Source organism: Brevibacterium sp. JSBI002, assembly GCF_026013965.1.
Taxonomy (GTDB): Bacteria; Actinomycetota; Actinomycetes; order Actinomycetales; family Brevibacteriaceae; genus Brevibacterium.
The window spans coordinates 588,780-605,544 of sequence record NZ_CP110341.1; the positions used below are offsets into that span (position 1 = coordinate 588,780).

Consider the following 16,765-nt stretch of genomic DNA (forward strand, 5'->3'; position numbering starts at 1 on the left):
ATACACTATAATATAGCGATATGACAGAAGTTGAGGAAACGGATACACGGACCCGTCTGCTCGAAGCGGCCGCCGACCTCATTGCCGCGGCGCCCGGAGAGGACTTCTCTCTGCGCGCGGTCTGCGACGCGGCGGGGGTCAAGATGCCCACTCTGTACCATTTCTTCGGCAATAAGCAGGGGCTGATCGAGGCCGTCGTCGAGCGTGGCTTCGACATGTATCTGTCGGCCAAATCCTCGACCGAATCCAGCGGCGACCCGATTCAGGATCTGCGTCTGGGCTGGGATGCTCACGTCGCCTTCGGACTGGAGAATCCGGGTTTCTACACCCTCATGTACGGCAAGGTCAGGCCCGGCTATTCACCCGAGGCACAGTCGAAGCCGAGCGAGATTCTGCGCGGTCTGACGCTCAAAGCAGAACAGGACGGACGGCTCGTCGTCGGCCACGAGCAGGCGGCCGCTCATGTGCTCGCCACGAATATCGGCGTCACCCTGCGGCTGATCATTCAAGGCAGGAACGATCCCGAACTTTCAGCAGGCGTCCGTGAAGGCGTCCTCGCCGCCATCACCGGAACCGGACAGACGGAACCGGGCGATGGTCGTCTGGGTCACGCCGTCATCGAACATGCTGCGGCGAACCCGGACATCCTGGGCGAAACGGAGACTCAGCTCCTCATCCAATGGATCGGCCGCCTCGGCGAGGTCTGAGAACGGTCGCCGAACAGGCGGCCGCTCCCGATTCGCTCGGGCGAGGCGGACGTCGGTGCGGGAGCGCTCCGACGTCCGACCCGGGCAAGGTCGGAGCCGCCTCGGCGAAGGTGTCGTCGGAATCAGCGCTCCGCGCGGTACCGGTCGACAGCGCGGCGGAGACGCTGCAGACCGTCGTCGATGCGGTCGGGCGCGGCCGAGGCGAAGCACAGGCGCAGCGCATTCGAGAAGTTCCCGGCCGGGGAGAACGCGGGGCCGGGGATGTAGGCCACACCTTCCTCGAGCGCGGTGTTCATGAGGTCTTCGGTGTTGATGGATTCATCCTCGAAGGTCACCCACAGGAAGAATCCGCCGTCGGGATCGGTAGCTCGGATCTCTCCGGGGAAGAGTCTCTCCAGCCCTTCCGACATCGCGATCTTCCGCTCGCGGTACGCCTTGCGCAGGACCTCGACGTGCGAGTCCGCGCCGCCTTCGGCCAGCCAGCGGGCGATGAGGTGCTGGTTGGGAACGGGGGCGCAGGAGTCCATCGTCTGCTTGGCGTTGACGGCGAGCTCACGGACCTCAGGATCGACGTCGATCCAACCGACCCGCAGCCCGGGGCGACGAATTTCGAGAACGTGCGCACCCCGAAGATGAGGGGATCGTTCGGGCTCAGATCGCTCAGCGCCGGCAGGGACTTGCCCTCGAAGCGCAGCATTCCGTACGGATTGTCCTCGATGATGACCGACCGGTGGCGGTGGGCGAACTCGAGCAGGCGCTCGCGACGCGGCAGCGACATCGTCACTCCGGCCGGGTTCTGGAAGGTCGGGACGGTGTAGATGACCTTCGGCGCGCGCCCGGTGCGGTTCGTGTGCTCCTCCAGGACGTCGATCTGCATGCCGTCTTCGTCGACGGGGATCTCGAGGATCTCCGCCTCATAGCTCATGGCCGTCGCCGAACCGTTCGTATAGGTCGGCGACTCACAGGCGACGAGGTCACCGGGGGTGACGAAGAGTTTGAACCCGAGGTCGAGACCCTGCATGCCTCCGGAGGTGATGAGGAGGCGGTCGCGGTTCCCCTGCTGTTCGCGCGGGATCTGCTCGGTGGCGGCGAGATAGTCGTGGAGGGCTTCGATGAGGATGGGTTCGCCCTTCGTCTCACCGTATGTGAAGTTCTCCGGTGAGAAGACTTGCGCGGCGATGCGGGCGAAGTCCGCGGCCGGCAGCATGTCCGGCGCGGGCGCCCCATGCCGAACTTGACTATGTCGTGGTGATATTGGGCGAGCACCGTGGTGGAGGCGTCGATGACGGAGCCGACGAGCTGATCGCGGCGGCGGGCGTAGGGCAGCGCGGGGGACTGAGACTGGTTCTCGGGCTGGTTCTGCGAAGCACTCGTGGCCGGATGCATTGACGTGGTGGACATGAGCGACCTCCTCTGAGCGGTGATGCCCTGAAGTCGACGGCTCCGGCGACAATGCCAAGGCTCCTGCCCGAACGACGGTGTACGTGGGTCACTTCAGCATAGGGGTGGGGGACGTGGCGGACAAGGATGCTGATCGCCTGCGATTTCGGGCGAGTCGTCGTTCGGTTCGGTCCACCCCCGCCGAGGCGGCTCTAAGCTGGGTCCATGACGGACAACGGAGTCGACGCCAACAGCACCTTCGCCATGCGAGAGGCCGATCTGGCCGCACAATTCACAACGTTCATCGACGAACACCGGCAGCACTTGCTCGGGAGTCTCGACGACCTGAGCGAAGACGATGCGAGGCGGTCCCTGGTGCCGAGCAGAACCCGCCTGCTGTCTCTGCTCAAACATGCAGTGTTCGTCGAAACAGACTGGTTCGGTGAGGCGGTCACCGGTCGGAGTCGGGTCGACTACGGGCTGCCGCACGACTCCAAGGACTCCTTCCTCCTCGACTCGTCGGACACGATCGCCAGCGTTTCGGCTGACTATCGGGCCGCGGTCGAACGCTCGCACTCGGCGATCGAGGGGATGGACCTCGACACCGTGCTCACCGGCCATCGGGCCGGACCGATGCCGCTGCGGTGGATCCTTCTCCACGTTCTGCGGGAACTCGCCCAGCACTGCGGCCACTCGGACATCCTCCGCGAGCAGATCCTCGCCGAACGGGGGAGACGCGGCGGCTGGTCCGGGGTCGCTCTGTGAGGATGGTGTGGTTCTGTGACGGGGCGCCGCCTCGGGGAGGGAATGCTCCGGATGGCGGCTGCGTCAGTGTGACCCAGTAGACTTGAGGAGTAATGACATCCCCTTTCACTTCGAGGTGAAGTACTCTCATGCCAGCAATCGTTGTCGTCGGCGCTCAGTGGGGCGACGAAGGTAAAGGTAAGACCACCGACATCCTCGGCACCAGCGTGGACTACGTGGTCAAGCCGAATGGTGGGAACAACGCCGGCCACACGGTTGTCGTCGGAGGAGAGAAGTACGAACTCAAGCTTCTGCCGGCGGGCATCCTCTCACCGAATGTCACCCCTGTCATCGGCAACGGCGTCGTCGTTAACCTCGAAGCACTCTTCGAAGAGATCGACGCACTCGAATCCCGCGGCGCGGACACGTCGAAGCTGCGGATCTCGGCGAACGCCCACCTCGTGGCGCCTTACCACCAGACCCTGGACAAGGTGACCGAACGGTTCCTCGGCAAGCGGGCCATCGGCACCACCGGCCGCGGCATCGGACCGGCCTACATGGACAAGATCGGACGCTTGGGCATCCGCGTCCAGGACGTCTTCGACGAATCCATCCTGCGCCAGAAGATCGAAGGATCGCTGCGGCAGAAGAACGAACTGCTCGTCAAGGTCTACAACCGTCGGGCCGTTTCGGTCGAGGAGATCGTCGAATACTTCGAGCCCTTCATCGAGCGACTGCGCCCCTATGTCGCCGAGACTGAGCTCATGCTCAACGAGGCGCTCGACCGCGGTGAGGTCGTCGTCATGGAGGGTGGTCAGGCGACCATGCTCGACGTCGATCACGGCACGTACCCGTTCGTCACCTCGTCGAACCCGACCGCCGGCGGATCCTGTGTGGGCACTGGCATCGGCCCGACCCGGATCAACCGCGTCGTCGGCATTGTCAAGGCGTACACCACTCGTGTGGGCGCCGGCCCGTTCCCCACCGAACTCTTCGACGAGATGGGCGAATACCTGCAGAAGGCCGGTGGAGAATTCGGTGTCAACACTGGTCGTCCGCGCCGCTGCGGCTGGTACGACGCTGTCATCGCCCGCTATGCCGCGCGCACCAATGGCTTCACCGACTATGTGCTGACCAAGCTCGACGTGCTCACGGGCATTGAGCGGATCCCTGTGTGCGTGGCCTACGAAGTCGACGGCGAGCGTCATGACGAGATGCCGGTGTCGCAGACCGAGTTCCACCATGCGAAGCCGATCTTCGAGTACTTCGACGGCTGGACCGAGGACATCACGAAGGCTCGGACCTTCGACGATCTGCCGGAGAACGCGCAGAAGTACGTGCTCGCACTCGAAGAGCTCTCGAGCTGCCGGATGTCGGTCATCGGCGTCGGCCCCGATCGCGAACAGTCGATCGTGCGTCACGACCTGCTGGACTGAGGTCGCACTAGAACTGAATAGATGAGGGCGGGGCCGGACATGATCTGTCGGCTCCGTCCTTCACTGTCTGCACAGTGCCGCGGGATGCTATCCCTTCAGTTTGCTGATGGACTTGATGGCGCCGTCGTAGGCGGCTGCGATGTCGACGAGGTCGATCCGGTCCGGCAAGTCCCCGGAGGGCTGATGGCTGAGGAGGAATTCCACGGCCGCGCGGACAGTCGCCTCGTCGTTGCCCAAGAGCCCGTCGGAGACGTCCTCGGCATCGTCGAACATCAGAACGATCTCGTCGGTTCCCGTCGCCGTGTGGATTCGGGCCAGTAACTCGCCCGTGTCCTGCATCTCGACGTCGATCTTCTCGTCAGCCATTCTGACCTCCCAATGCTGGTACACGTGAGGGCTCTCTCTTCGGCACAGACCCGGTCGGCAAGCACAGTTTCGGCGCTGTTCCGAGCGGGCGATTACCTGTCTCGACGACGCGCGGAACTTCGCGGATCGTTGCGCGTCGCGGCCGAATGAAGTGGGTCCGACGGTATTGTGACCAAAGATATATTGGTGATATATTTCACGACACTGCACTTAACGCAGCCGTGCAATGGAGGTCATGATGACTGCTACACCCGAGCTTCAGCCTAAATTCGTCGAGAAGCGAACCATCGACTACATCCCGCCGTCCGAACGTCACGGACGCCCGATCTCTCTGCTCTTCGTGTGGTTCGCCGCGAACAGCTCCATCACCGCTCTCGTCACGGGTGCGCTCATGACGATTCTCGGGAACTCGGCGCTGTGGTCGATCCCGGCGATCCTGCTCGGCAACATCCTCGGCGGGTACATCACCGCTCTGCACTCGGCGCAGGGACCGCAGCTCGGGGTGCCGCAGATGATCCAGAGCCGGGCACAGTTCGGTTTCTATGGTGCGATCCTGCCGCTGGTCCTCGCACTCTTCATCTACATCGGCTTCTATGCCACGGGGCTCGTCCTTGGAGGTCAGGCGCTCGGGCTGCTGTTCCACGTCTCGCCGCAGATCGGTGCTATCCTCTTCGCGGTCTTCTGTGCGCTCTCGGCCATCGTCGGCTATCGCTGGATCCACCGGTTCTCGCACCTGCCGGCGTTCCTCAGCGCCATCGTCTTCGTCTGGCTCATCGTCGTCATGGTCACGGGCGATATGGGAGAGTCCATCACGGCGAGCAACGGATTCGCGATGGCTCCGTTCGTCCTCGGCGTCTCGCTCTCCGCCTCGTGGCAGCTGACCTTCGGCCCGTACATCGCCGATTACAGCCGCTACCTGCCCGAGACCACCTCGCAGAACGCCACCGTCGGGTGGACGTTCCTCGGCAGCGTCCTCGGTGCGAGCCTCGCGATGACCGTCGGCGCCTTCGCCGCGTTCCTCGGCGGTGACGCATTCAGTGGCAGCGAGGTCGGCTACATCACCGACCTGGCAGGAAAGATCGGCGTCATCGTCCTCCTCGCGGTCATCCTCGGCAAGCTTGCCGGGAACACGCTCAGCGCCTACGGCGGGTTCATGTCGATCACAACGATCGTCTCGGCCTTCACCAAGCAGAACCATCTGAAGTCGTACACGCGCACGCTGTTCATCCTCGGAGTCACCGTGATCGCCCTGGCTATCGCCCTGGCCGCCAGCGAAGACTTCCTCACCGTCTTCCAGAACTTCCTGCTCTTCCTCCTCTACTTCATGACACCGTGGTCGGCGGTCAACCTCGTCGACTTCTACCTGGTGCGCAACAAGAAGTACGACATCAAGGGCCTGTTCGATCCGAACGGGATGTACGGGAAGTTCAACTGGATCGCCTACGTCGCCTACCTCGCGGGCGTCATCGTCCAGATCCCGTTCATGAACAGCGCGATCTACGTCGGACCGATCGCCTACCTGCTCAATGGCGCGGAGATCGCCTGGATCCTCGGCGTCGTCGTCTCCGCCGTCCTCTACTACCTCATGACCGGAAACTTGCGCCGCCGGGTCAAGGCCGGCGCAGCCTGAGCCTGGCTGGCGCCCCGGCCTTCGGTGGCGGCACCATCTCTTCCACTTCGAACCCAACAAAGGAAAATCCAGATGAAATACGATCCTTCGTCGAAGAACCGTCCCCTCGAACATTCGCCGTTCAAGGCGCTGACGGTGCCGCGTCCCATCGGCTGGCTCTCTAGCGTGAGCGCCGATGGAGTCGAGAACATCGCTCCCTACAGCCAGTGGCAGAACCTCACGTTCGATCCGCCGATGGTGATGTTCGCGGCCAACCAGTACCCTGATGGTCGTCGCAAGGACACCGTGCTCAACGCCGAGGAGACCGGCTGGTTCGTGTGGAACATGGCCACCTGGGATCTGCGCGAGCAGGTCAACATCAGCGCCCAGGTGATGGACGCGCACGAATCCGAGTTCGACCAGATGAACGTGACCCGCCGCTACGCCGACCTGTCCGCGACGCCGATGATCGCAGAGAGCCCGTTCCAGTACGAGTGCAAGTACATCTCCACTCACCGTTTGCCCGGCAACTCGAAGGTGGGCTCGATCGACATCGTCTATGCCTCGGTCGAGCGCATCCACCTCAACGATGACTATGTCTCGGAGGATGGCAAGATCGACATCCTCAAGGCCAAGCCGATTGCGCGCATGGGCTACTTCGACTACACGGTCGTGACCGAGACCTTCGAGATGCGCGTGCCGGGTGCCGATGGGGACGCACAAGCGGGATTGTCGGGAAACCCGACCTGACCGGGACGGCTCCGGCTGGGTCAGCGGACTGAGCCGGCAGGCGAACCCGTTGCGGCGCAGATAGCTGAGTCAGGCCATCTGCGCCGCTCTCGTTGCATAGTCGACCAGATAGTCGTTGAGATCGTAGGCGGCTTTCTCTGCCGCGTCGACGTCCATGTCCGCCGCGCCTTTGAGCATGCGCAGATGGCAGCCGGAACTGGCTGCGATCTCCTTCTCGACATCGACGATGTTGGAGATCCAGTAGCGTCGAGAGAGATTCTGCAGCGGAAGCAGAGATTCGACGAGGTAGGTGTTCTTGGTGGCGGCCGCCAGCAGTTGATGAGTTTCGCGGATGGTCTCCGCGTAAGTCGGAAAGTCGGATCCGATCTGCTCGAGTTGGGCGGCAAGAGCTCGCATCTTGCTGCGCTGGTCAACTGAGGCCCGTCTGGCGGCGAGGCGGACGGCGACGACGTCGAGCTCCCTGCGGACTTCGAGGATGCGCAGTTCGGTCTCATACTCCAGAGAGGGAACGTAGATGCCTCGGCGGGGGCGGATGGTCACCATGTGCTCGCGCGCGAGGCGCTGCAGCGCCTCGCGGATGGGCGTCCTGCCCAAGCCGGTCTTCTCCACGAGTTCGGGCTCGGTGATGTAGCTGCCGGCAGGAATCGACCCACTGATGATCATGTCTTCGATGACACTGTAAGCCTGTTGGGAAAGAGTCAACTCTGGTGAACCGTTCTTCGGAGTCAATGGGTGTGCCTCAGATATTACTTCACCGAATCTTCACGGGTTGCAGACAAAAGCGTCTGCAGTGCCCGAATTCCAGGCCTAGAATGGCGCCGGGCCCGCGGTGCGACTCGATAACCTCATTAGTGCCCCGCATCCACGTCTGCGATCTTATGTCGACTACGTTATCTTCGGCGTGACCGCGAGTTCGCATCTGAGCCTGCTGTCGGGAGCGTCGACCTTCATCGCAATATCGAGCTCGCAGCAAGCAATTTCGGGTTGAAACACTGTCATGTCGTCGCACGTGACGGGACCGAGGACCAGCTGCAGCCCGACGCCCGATCCACAGCAGGCCGCCGGGCACTGCCTGATAAGCATCGGCGTCGTGACAGCGTTGGCGAGTACCGAAAGAACGTTGCGAATGCGCTGTCCCTGGTGGCTCTGCGCGGTGGGAAACTAGCCGTCGCTCAGGAGTGCCTCTTTCGTGCTTCTCGGTCTCTCAGCCGATTCTGTTCCCCGGCGGCGTCGTGACCGGCCTAGTCCACCCGCGCGTCGACGCCTTCGGCCCACCGGTAGGGCCGGGTGGCGAGCAGGGCCCCGACCGACCGGCGCAGGCGCGAGACCTCTGCGCGGACGGTGACCACATGGTCGCCGTCCCCGTAGAGGCGCTGGCTGAGCTCGGCGGCACTGATCCCCGCCGACCCCGCCGAGGTGACCGCCGCCAGAATCTGCGCCCGCCGTGGCGTGAGCGGAACGACCAGGGGTTCGGTGCCGGAATGGATATCGAGAACAGGTGGATCCTGCCTCATCCGCAGGGTCACCGAGGCACGACGCTCGCCGGTGGGCCGCAGCAGCCACCCGCCCGTGATCTTCTCCGGCAGACATAGGCCTGCACCGGGAACGAGGATCGACCGGTCGGCAGCAGGGACCTCGATGCGGTCGCGGCTGCGCACTCCCTGCTGGTAGGCCACCCATCCGGCCTCGTCGACGACGAGGGCCGGGCCGGACGTGCCGGCGAGCATGGCCGACATCCGATCGCGCAGAGTGTTGAGTGCCTCCTGCTGAGCGATCATCAGCCGGGCTTCGGCCAGGCGCACCGCCGTCGTCACCAAGGACTGCACCGCCGGGTGAAGCGTCATCGCCGGACCGCTGATATCGACGACTCCCAACAGGGTCCCGTCATGCGGGTCGTGCACGGGCACGGCACTGCAGTACCAGGGATGCTGAGAAGCCTCAAAATGTTCGGCGGAGAAGAGCTGGACAGGTGCCTCCTCAGCCAGCGCCGTGCCGATGGCATTCGTGCCGACCTTGGCTTCGGACCAATGCGCTCCTTCGACGAATCCGAGCTCATCGGCTTGGCGCCTCGCGGACGCCGCACCATCTCTCCACAGAATGACTCCATCGGCATCCGTGACGACGAGGATGAACGGAGCCGCATCCGGAGCCCGCAGCAGCACCGACCGCATCTCATCGACGACGAGCCGCAGCCGCGAATTCCTTCGCCGAGTCTCCAGCTCGGCCCCATCGGCGACGATCCGCGCATTCGCACCATCCGGGTCCAGCCCCAAGCGCAGCATTCGATCCCACGAGCGCCTGACCAGCGCGCGCGGTTGCACCGGGGGAGACGCCCCGGTGATCACAGCATCGTGAATGCGTGTCAGATCTCTGGCGAGATGCGCCAGATCCGGCTGAAGCATGCCTTGAGTATAAGACGGGAACGCACCCCTGACCATGGGGTCGAAGCGTCTGTGAGAATCCCGCCTCGGTGCGAGTCATGCAATCCGATGCAACTCTTCCGAGCCGTGAGCGTCCGTCCTAGTTTGGAGTCACTGAACTCAACGAGGAGGAAAGATGACAACGACGCTCGACCGTCCCCAGCTGACTGCCGATGACATCGCAATGAGGTGGCTGCAGGACTTCGAATCGGCGCTCAGCCGCCGGGACATCCCGGCCGCAGCCGGACTGTTCGCCACCGACAGCTACTGGAGAGACCTTGTGTCCTTCACTTGGAATCTCAAGACGGTGGAGAATCCCGATGGGGTCACCGACCTGCTCACCCATAACCTCGACCGCGTCTCACCGGAGGACTTCGAACTCAGCGAGCCGGCGGCAACTGCCGACGGAGTGACCGAAGCCTGGTTCACATTCGCCACCTCGGTGGGGCGCGGAAAAGGGCTCGTCCGCCTCATCGACGAAGACGGCACCAAGGCCTGGACCATGCTCACCTCGCTGCAGGAGATCACCGGACACGAAGAGCCGCGCGGCACCCGCCGGGTCAAAGGCGCCGAACACGGCGTCGATCCCGAACGGAAGAGCTGGTCGGAGAAGCTCGCCGAGGAAGACGACGCCTGGGGCAAGACCGCCGACCCCTACATCCTCGTCGTCGGCGGCGGGCAGGGTGGGATCGCCCTCGGCGCTCGTCTCCGCCAACTCGGGGTGCCCTCGCTGGTCATCGACCGGTGGGAGCGGCCGGGTGATCAGTGGCGGTCGCGGTACAAGTCGCTGTGCCTCCACGACCCTGTCTGGTACGACCACCTGCCGTATCTGAAGTTCCCCGACAACTGGCCGGTGTTCGCACCGAAGGACAAGATCGCGGACTGGTTGGAGTCGTATACGAAGATCATGGAGATTCCGTACTGGTCATCGACCACAGCCGCCTCGGCGAAATATGACGAAGCGGAAGGCCGGTGGACGGTCGAGGTCGACCGGAACGGGGAGAAGGTCACTCTGCGGCCGACCCATCTGGTGATGGCCACGGGCATGTCGGGCAAGCCGAACATCCCCACGTTCCCCGGCTCGGACATCTTCAAGGGCGAGCAGCAGCACTCCTCGCAGCACCCGGGCCCCGACGCCTACGCTGGCAAGAAGGTCGTCGTCATCGGCAGCAACAACTCGGCGTTCGACATCTGCGGCGCCCTGTATGAGAACGGCGCCGACGTCACGATGGTGCAGCGCTCAAGCACGCACATCGTCAAGAGCGACTCGCTCGTGGAGATCGCGATGGGCGACCTGTACTCCGAACGCGCTCTGGAGAACGGCGTGACGACGGAGAAGGCAGATCTCATCTTCGCGTCACTGCCGTACCGGATCATGCACGAGTTCCAGATCCCGCTCTACGACCAGATCAAGGAAGCGGACAAGGACTTCTACCAGCGCATGGAAGATGCCGGGTTCGACCTCGACTTCGGCGACGACGAGTCCGGGCTGTTCCTCAAGTACCTGCGTCGAGGCTCGGGCTACTACATCGACGTCGGATCTGCCGAGCTCGTCGCCGACGGGAAGGTAAAACTGTCCAAGGGACAGGTCGACCACCTCACCGAGGATGCCGTCGTCCTTTCCGACGGAACCGAACTGCCGGCCGACCTCGTCGTCTACGCGACCGGCTACGGTTCGATGAACGGCTGGGTCGCCGACCTCGTCGACCAGGAGACCGCGGACAAGGTCGGCAAGTGCTGGGGCCTGGGGTCGGAGACGACGAAGGACCCGGGCCCGTGGGAGGGCGAGCAGCGCAATATGTGGAAACCGACCCAGCAGGAGAACCTGTGGTTCATGGGCGGCAACCTCCATCAGGCTCGTCACTACTCGCTCTACCTGGCATTGCAGCTCAAGGCCCGCCACGAAGGTATCGAGACTCCGGTGTACGGGCTGCAGGAGGTCCACCACCTGAGCTGAATCCCGCCCGAACCGGTCATCTTCGCTGCGTGCGGAAGCGTGTATTGCGGAGTTCCGGACGATCTGTGCTGATTTGGGCCCCAGTTTTCCGCACAGATCGACCGGAACTTCCCGTCTTTTGGCTCAAGCCCGCCTGAGACGAACGACATTCCAGTCAGTCGCCGCATGGTCAACAGCCGCCACCCCTGCCCCGACCCGGCCGAACGCGAAGCTCGAGACCCAGATGGTCACGAATCTGTGCCTCCAACAGGATGTAGTCGGCGTTGCTGGTCACATGGAGAACTGTCCAGCCTTCTGCACGGAGCGCTTCGTCGCGTCTGAGGTCGCTTTCTCTCTGCCGCTTCGATTCGAAATGGTGACCGCCTTCATACTCCAGAGCGAGCTGCGCGTCGGGATAGCCGAGGTCAGGTTCGACTATGCGCCCAAGGAGGCGGCTGCGAACATGAGGATGCACGACAGGTTCGGGCAGACCGACTTCGACGGCCCACAGCCGCAGGTCTGTCTCGGGTGGCGAATCGACAGTCGGGCGGGCGAGGCTGGCCGCCTCGACGAGGTGCTGTCGTCCGCGGAGGAATGGACGTGTGCGAATGCAGTCACGCAGTTCGTCGAGCCCGATCTGTGGTGGCCCGTGCCAGTTGCCGACGGCCGCGTCGCAGATTTTCACGAGGTCGCGTTGCATCAGGTCGCCTGCGATTCCGATGATGACCTCTTCCGGAGCGAGAATGGGCAAGCTGAACCATTGCCTGACCGTCATGGTCGTCATTCGGCGCAGAGTGATCCCAGGGATCCTGATCCGACAATTGGGCTCTGTGGCTGAGACATGGAGTTGCGACGTCAGCCAGTTGGAGGGAAGCGGCCAGCCGTAGAGCCGCGCGGCAAGGGCGTGGCTGGCAGCAATGTCCGGGTAGTGGAGGAGCGCGGCTCTGAGCCTCTGCGCATCAAACAGCCAGTCAGTACTGGCCCACGCCGGTACCGGGCGACGGTCGAACCGTTCGAGGTCCATCCGTACGCCGGGCAGTACGTGCTGAAAGCGCTTCGAATGATAGAGACTGTGCCGTGTGATGCCTCGTTCGATGTAGTCACGGGTTCGGAATACCTCCGGAAAATCGTGCATCACCCAGCGAGAGTCAGCGTACATAGGAGCCAGCTTCGCCTGCCGGTCACTGAAAAGAAATGGCGCGAAACCAGCCTGTGGATAAAGAATCGCTATCCACAGTCACCTACGTGCGAGTGGAACTGCGGCGGCGCGCCGACTTCCGGACGATCTGTGCGGAAAGTCGAGGCAATATACCGCACGAGACGTCCGGAACTTCGTGGTGGGTGCTTCAGAGCCCCAGGCGCGTGAGCACTCGCTTCACGTGGTCGAGGGCTTCATCCTGTGACAGCCCGAAGTTCTGATTGAAGTACATGCCGTCGCCGATGAGCTGGATCGTCATCGCCAGATCAGCATCGCCGAGGTGGTCGTTGAGTAAGTTGAACCACGCTTCCCTGGTCCTGCGCAGAGCCGCCTTGGCCTCCTCGTTCTCGAGTGCGAGGCAGCCGGCGGCGATGAGGCTGCGGTCCAGGGGAGTGCCGACCTCGGCCGAGGTCTCGAGGTAGTAGTAGTGGAGGCGCTCGCCGGCGGCTTTCATCGCTTCGATATCTTCGTCGACCAGCTGGTCGAGCCGTTCCAGGCTGCCGTCGATGAGTGCCGCCTTCGACCCGAAATGGTAGAGCAGACCGCCTTTGGAGACTCCTGCCTTCGCGGCTACTGCGTCCAGAGTCGCACCGGCTGTGCCGTGTTCGTCGAGGAGCTCATCGAACGCGTCGAGCAGCTTCTCCTTGGTTGCGGTCGGATTGCGTGCCATGACCCTGAGCCTAGTCGACGGCGGGGTCCATGAGACGGACGGTGCGCCCGGGACCGGGCCGTGGCGGTGAGGGGACGAACCGACGGTGCCAAGCGGCTATGCCGATGGGGACACGGCATCGCCGAGGCTGTCGAGCACTCCGTGCATCTCCTGAGGATGCGCTACTGCGATCTGTATTCCGCGGCAGGATGATCTAGATATCGCAGCCCGCTTTTCAACTGTACCGTCCAGACGGTACAGTAGTGGGCATGGCGACGACACTGACTCCACAGCTGCGTGCCGGCCGGCGCGAATGGGCCGGACTCGCGGTGCTCATGATCCCCGTGCTGCTGATCTCGATCGACAACACGGTCCTCGGATTCGCGATCCCTGCCATCAGCACCGGCCTGCATCCGACGGGCACGCAGCTGCTGTGGATCGTCGACATCTACGCGCTCATGCTTGCCGGTCTGCTGGTGGCCATGGGCAGCCTCGGTGATCGGGTCGGACGTCGCAAGCTGCTGATCATCGGGTCCGTCGGCTTCGGCGCGGCCTCACTGCTCGCGGCGTTCTCCACCTCAGCCGAGATGCTCATCCTCGCCCGCGCACTGCTGGGCCTCTTCGGCGCCACCCTCATGCCCTCGACGCTGTCACTCATCCGCAACATCTTCGACCACGACAAGGACCGCCGCATCGCGATCGCCACCTGGGCCGCGATGTTCTCCGGCGGTGCCGCTCTGGGTCCGATCGTCGGCGGCTTTCTGCTCGAGCACTTCCACTGGAGCTCGGTCTTCTTCATCAACCTGCCGCTCATCGCGCTCTTCATCCCCGCGGCCGCCATCCTGCTGCCCGAATCGCGCGATCCGAACCCCGGCCGCTTCGACCCGCTCTCCATCATCCTGTCGATGCTCGCCCTGGCCCCGCTCGTCTTCGCCATCAAACACAGCATGGCCTCTGGCGCCGACCTCCTCTTCTGGTTCACCCTGTCCGTGGCGATCGTCGCCGGCGCCAGCTTCGTCCTCCGCCAGCTCGCCACACCGAACCCGATGCTCGACGTCCGTCTGTTCGCGAACTCCGTGTTCACCTCGGCGGTGGTGTCGAACCTGCTGAGCGTCATGGGGCTGGCCGGGTTCCTCTACTTCGGCACCCAGCTGCTCCAGCTCGTGCTCGGACTCTCTCCGATCGACGCCGCCCTCGTGCTCATCCCGGGCCTGATCACCTCGGTCGCGGCAGGCTACCTCGCGGTGCCGCTCATCGCCCGCTTCGAACCGCGCGTCGTCGTGCCCTGTGCGCTCGCGCTCAACGCCATCGGCATGGGCATCATCGCCTTCACCTCCGAACACTCCGTGATGGGAATGCTGCTGGCCTTCCTCATCCTCGGAATCGGACTCGGCACCGCCGAGGTCATCACGAACGACCTCATCCTCGCTGCGGTCCCCGCACACAAGGCCGGAGCCGCCTCGGCGATATCGGAAACCGCGTACGAATTCGGTTCCGTCATGGGCACGACCGTGCTCGGCGGACTCTCGACCTTCATGTACGGATCCGCGCTGCAGTCCGCGATCGGGGACACAGCCGACAAAGCCGAGTTCGATACGCTCGGCTCCGCCCTCGAATACGCGTCCGGACTGAGTTCCGCAGCAGGTGAGAAGATCACCGAGGCGGCTGTGTCGGCCTTCGACTTCGGCGTGCAGTGGGCCGCCGGTGCGGCCGTGGTCCTCGTCCTCGTCGCCGCTGTGCTCACGAGCTTCGGCCTCAAGGGCGCCGGGCAACTCCTGCCGGGAGCTGTCGCCAACGCCGACCGCTGACTGGGCTGCTCAGCGAGCCCTCGGGCGGCGGGTGGCTGGCCCGACAACCCTCGATCAAGCAGAAGCGCGGATATCGGGACGTAGACGTCTCGATATCCGCGCTTGGGCTTGAACGACGGCTCGGTGGCTGGCGAACCGCGCTTGGGCTTGAACGACGGCTCGGTGGCTGGCGAACCGCGCTTGGGCTTGAGCGACGGCTGGGCGCCGCGCTAGTTCAGAGGTTGACCGACTCCGCGGAGTTCGATGCCTTCGACGTCGTCTGCTTCTGCCGCCTGCGGGCCAGCACTCGGCCGATGCCGGTGTAGACGAGAGCGGCGATGAGCACGACGTAGATGATGATCGTGATCGGCGAGGACACGAGAGTCGACGCATCACCGCCGGAGGCCAGCAGAGCATCACGCAGGTTCGACTCGGCCAGGGGGCCGAGCACCATGCCGATCATCAGCGGAGCCAATGGCACCCCGTAGCGTTTGAGCACGAAGCTCAGCACTCCGATGCCCAGTAGGATGAGCAGCTCGAACGTCGATGCGGACGTCGCATAGATGCCCAGGCCGCAGAAGACCGCGATGCCGCCGTAGAGGTACGGATCCGGGATCTTCAGCAGCTTCGCCCACAGGGGAGCGAACGGCAGGTTGATGATGAGCAGAACGATCATCGCAACGAAGAAGCTCGCCAGCAGACCCCACACGAGTTCGGGTGAGCGGTCGAAGAGCAGCGGACCGGGCTGGATGCCGTACTGACGGAAGGCCGCGAGCATGATCGCCGCCGTCGCCGAGATCGGCAGCCCCAGAGCCAGCAGGGCTCCCATGGCAATGCCCGTCGTCGCCGATCCGGCCGCCTCGGGGGCGGCGAGACCGCGGATCGCGCCCTTGCCGAACTGCGGATCCTTCCGGCGGGAATCGAGCTTGCGCTCCAGACCGTAGGCCATGAACGTCGGCACATCGGCACCGCCGACGGGGATGACACCGAAGGGCAGACCGATCGCCGTTCCGCGCAGCCATGCCGGCAGGGCTTCGCCGACCTCCTTGCGGGAGAGGAAGGGACGACCCGAGGAGTTGATCGTGTTGTCCTTGGTCTGGCGGCGGATGCGGGAGGCGATGAAGAACACCTCGCCCAGCGCCAGCACACCAACGGTCACCGTGACCAGTGAGACTCCGTCGAAGAGCTCGGGCACGCCGAGGGTGAACCGCTCCGTACCCGAGACCGAGTCGATGCCGATGACGGTGAAGCCGATGCCCAGCACCAGAGCCGTGAGCCCCTTGAGCACCGAATCGGCGACCACCGAGGAGGTGGCGACGAAGGCGAAGAGCGCGAGGGCGAAGAACTCGGCCGGGCCGAAGCTCGTCGACAGCTCCGCCAACGCGGGAGCGACGAAGACGACGAGGAAGCAGGAGATGAACCCGCCGATGAACGCGCCGATCGCGGCCGTCGCCAGAGCCTGCGGGGCCCGCCCGGCCTTGGCCATCTTGTGGCCTTCGAACGTCGAGGCGATCGCCGAGGCCTGACCAGGGGTGTTCATGAGGATGGCCATCGTCGAGTCGCCGAAGAGACCACCGAAGTAGACGCCGGCGAACATGATGAATGCACCCGTGGGATCCAGCGCAAAGGTCATCGGCAGCAGCAGAGCCACGGCCATCGATGACCCCAGGCCCGGCAGCACGCCGACAGCGGTGCCGAGGAAGCAGCCGACGAGCACCCACAGCAGGTTCATCGGCGTCAGAGCGTGTGTGAACCCTTCGAAGAGGGACATGAGAGCGTCCAT

At 64.0% G+C, this 16,765-nt stretch carries 14 protein-coding genes and 1 pseudogene; 7 read left to right on the forward strand and 8 right to left on the reverse strand.

Going from position 1 to position 16,765, the window contains the following annotated elements; all coding sequences use genetic code 11:
• The first annotated feature begins 20 nt into the window (after positions 1 to 20).
• Positions 21 to 707, forward strand: a complete 687-nt coding sequence (locus LJ362_RS02535) for a TetR/AcrR family transcriptional regulator (protein WP_264800605.1) — start codon at positions 21 to 23, stop codon at positions 705 to 707.
• Between the two features lie 122 nt (positions 708 to 829).
• On the opposite strand, the gene LJ362_RS16860 is transcribed toward LJ362_RS02535, so the two are convergent.
• Both LJ362_RS16860 and LJ362_RS16865 read right to left on the reverse strand, forming a co-directional pair.
• Positions 830 to 1,234: an aminotransferase class I/II-fold pyridoxal phosphate-dependent enzyme gene (locus tag LJ362_RS16860; RefSeq protein WP_413774219.1), complete on the reverse strand. Its 405-nt coding sequence runs from the start codon at positions 1,232 to 1,234 to the stop codon at positions 830 to 832.
• Positions 1,235 to 1,347: 113 nt separating this feature from the next.
• Positions 1,348 to 1,914: pseudogene (locus tag LJ362_RS16865) on the reverse strand (aminotransferase class I/II-fold pyridoxal phosphate-dependent enzyme); the annotation flags it as partial.
• A 398-nt stretch (positions 1,915 to 2,312) separates the two neighbouring features.
• On the opposite strand from LJ362_RS16865, the gene LJ362_RS02545 reads away from it, so the two are divergent.
• Together LJ362_RS02545 and LJ362_RS02550 are read left to right on the forward strand one after the other, a co-directional pair.
• The gene (locus LJ362_RS02545; RefSeq protein ID WP_264800606.1) at positions 2,313 to 2,852 is read left to right on the forward strand and encodes a DinB family protein; all 540 of its coding nucleotides are present in this window, start codon (positions 2,313 to 2,315) and stop codon (positions 2,850 to 2,852) included.
• Between the two features lie 128 nt (positions 2,853 to 2,980).
• Positions 2,981 to 4,267: an adenylosuccinate synthase gene (locus tag LJ362_RS02550; RefSeq protein ID WP_173156764.1), complete on the forward strand. Its 1,287-nt coding sequence runs from the start codon at positions 2,981 to 2,983 to the stop codon at positions 4,265 to 4,267.
• Between the two features lie 87 nt (positions 4,268 to 4,354).
• Here the strand turns inward: LJ362_RS02550 and LJ362_RS02555 are convergent, their stop codons facing one another.
• A complete protein-coding gene (locus LJ362_RS02555) occupies positions 4,355 to 4,633 on the reverse strand; it encodes a hypothetical protein (protein WP_264800608.1) in 279 nt (92 codons plus the stop codon).
• Between the two features lie 238 nt (positions 4,634 to 4,871).
• On the opposite strand from LJ362_RS02555, the gene LJ362_RS02560 reads away from it, so the two are divergent.
• Together LJ362_RS02560 and LJ362_RS02565 are read left to right on the forward strand one after the other, a co-directional pair.
• The gene (locus tag LJ362_RS02560) at positions 4,872 to 6,263 is read left to right on the forward strand and encodes a purine-cytosine permease family protein (RefSeq protein WP_264800609.1); all 1,392 of its coding nucleotides are present in this window, start codon (positions 4,872 to 4,874) and stop codon (positions 6,261 to 6,263) included.
• A gap of 72 nt (positions 6,264 to 6,335) precedes the next feature.
• Complete coding sequence (locus LJ362_RS02565) at positions 6,336 to 6,992, forward strand: flavin reductase family protein (protein WP_264800610.1); 657 nt, start codon at positions 6,336 to 6,338, stop codon at positions 6,990 to 6,992.
• 69 nt (positions 6,993 to 7,061) lie between these two features.
• Here LJ362_RS02565 and LJ362_RS02570 read toward each other — a convergent pair whose 3' ends face one another.
• Entirely contained in the window at positions 7,062 to 7,721 is a 660-nt protein-coding gene (locus LJ362_RS02570; protein ID WP_320109145.1) for a GntR family transcriptional regulator, read from the reverse strand.
• A gap of 512 nt (positions 7,722 to 8,233) precedes the next feature.
• The gene (locus LJ362_RS02575) at positions 8,234 to 9,394 is read right to left on the reverse strand and encodes a GAF domain-containing protein (protein ID WP_264800612.1); all 1,161 of its coding nucleotides are present in this window, start codon (positions 9,392 to 9,394) and stop codon (positions 8,234 to 8,236) included.
• Between the two features lie 154 nt (positions 9,395 to 9,548).
• On the opposite strand from LJ362_RS02575, the gene LJ362_RS02580 reads away from it, so the two are divergent.
• The gene (locus tag LJ362_RS02580; protein ID WP_264800614.1) at positions 9,549 to 11,369 is read left to right on the forward strand and encodes a flavin-containing monooxygenase; all 1,821 of its coding nucleotides are present in this window, start codon (positions 9,549 to 9,551) and stop codon (positions 11,367 to 11,369) included.
• Between the two features lie 169 nt (positions 11,370 to 11,538).
• Here LJ362_RS02580 and LJ362_RS02585 read toward each other — a convergent pair whose 3' ends face one another.
• Together LJ362_RS02585 and LJ362_RS02590 are read right to left on the reverse strand one after the other, a co-directional pair.
• Positions 11,539 to 12,486 carry an endonuclease domain-containing protein gene (locus tag LJ362_RS02585; protein WP_264800615.1) on the reverse strand — a complete coding sequence of 316 codons (948 nt, stop codon included), beginning with the start codon at positions 12,484 to 12,486 and terminating at the stop codon, positions 11,539 to 11,541.
• A gap of 208 nt (positions 12,487 to 12,694) precedes the next feature.
• Positions 12,695 to 13,216: a TetR/AcrR family transcriptional regulator gene (locus LJ362_RS02590; protein WP_264800616.1), complete on the reverse strand. Its 522-nt coding sequence runs from the start codon at positions 13,214 to 13,216 to the stop codon at positions 12,695 to 12,697.
• 248 nt (positions 13,217 to 13,464) lie between these two features.
• Here LJ362_RS02590 and LJ362_RS02595 point away from each other — a divergent pair, with 248 nt between their 5' ends.
• Positions 13,465 to 15,003: an MFS transporter gene (locus LJ362_RS02595; protein ID WP_264800617.1), complete on the forward strand. Its 1,539-nt coding sequence runs from the start codon at positions 13,465 to 13,467 to the stop codon at positions 15,001 to 15,003.
• Positions 15,004 to 15,217: 214 nt separating this feature from the next.
• Here the strand turns inward: LJ362_RS02595 and LJ362_RS02600 are convergent, their stop codons facing one another.
• Positions 15,218 to 16,765, reverse strand: coding sequence for a tripartite tricarboxylate transporter permease (locus tag LJ362_RS02600; RefSeq protein WP_264800618.1), 1,548 nt, complete (start codon positions 16,763 to 16,765; stop codon positions 15,218 to 15,220).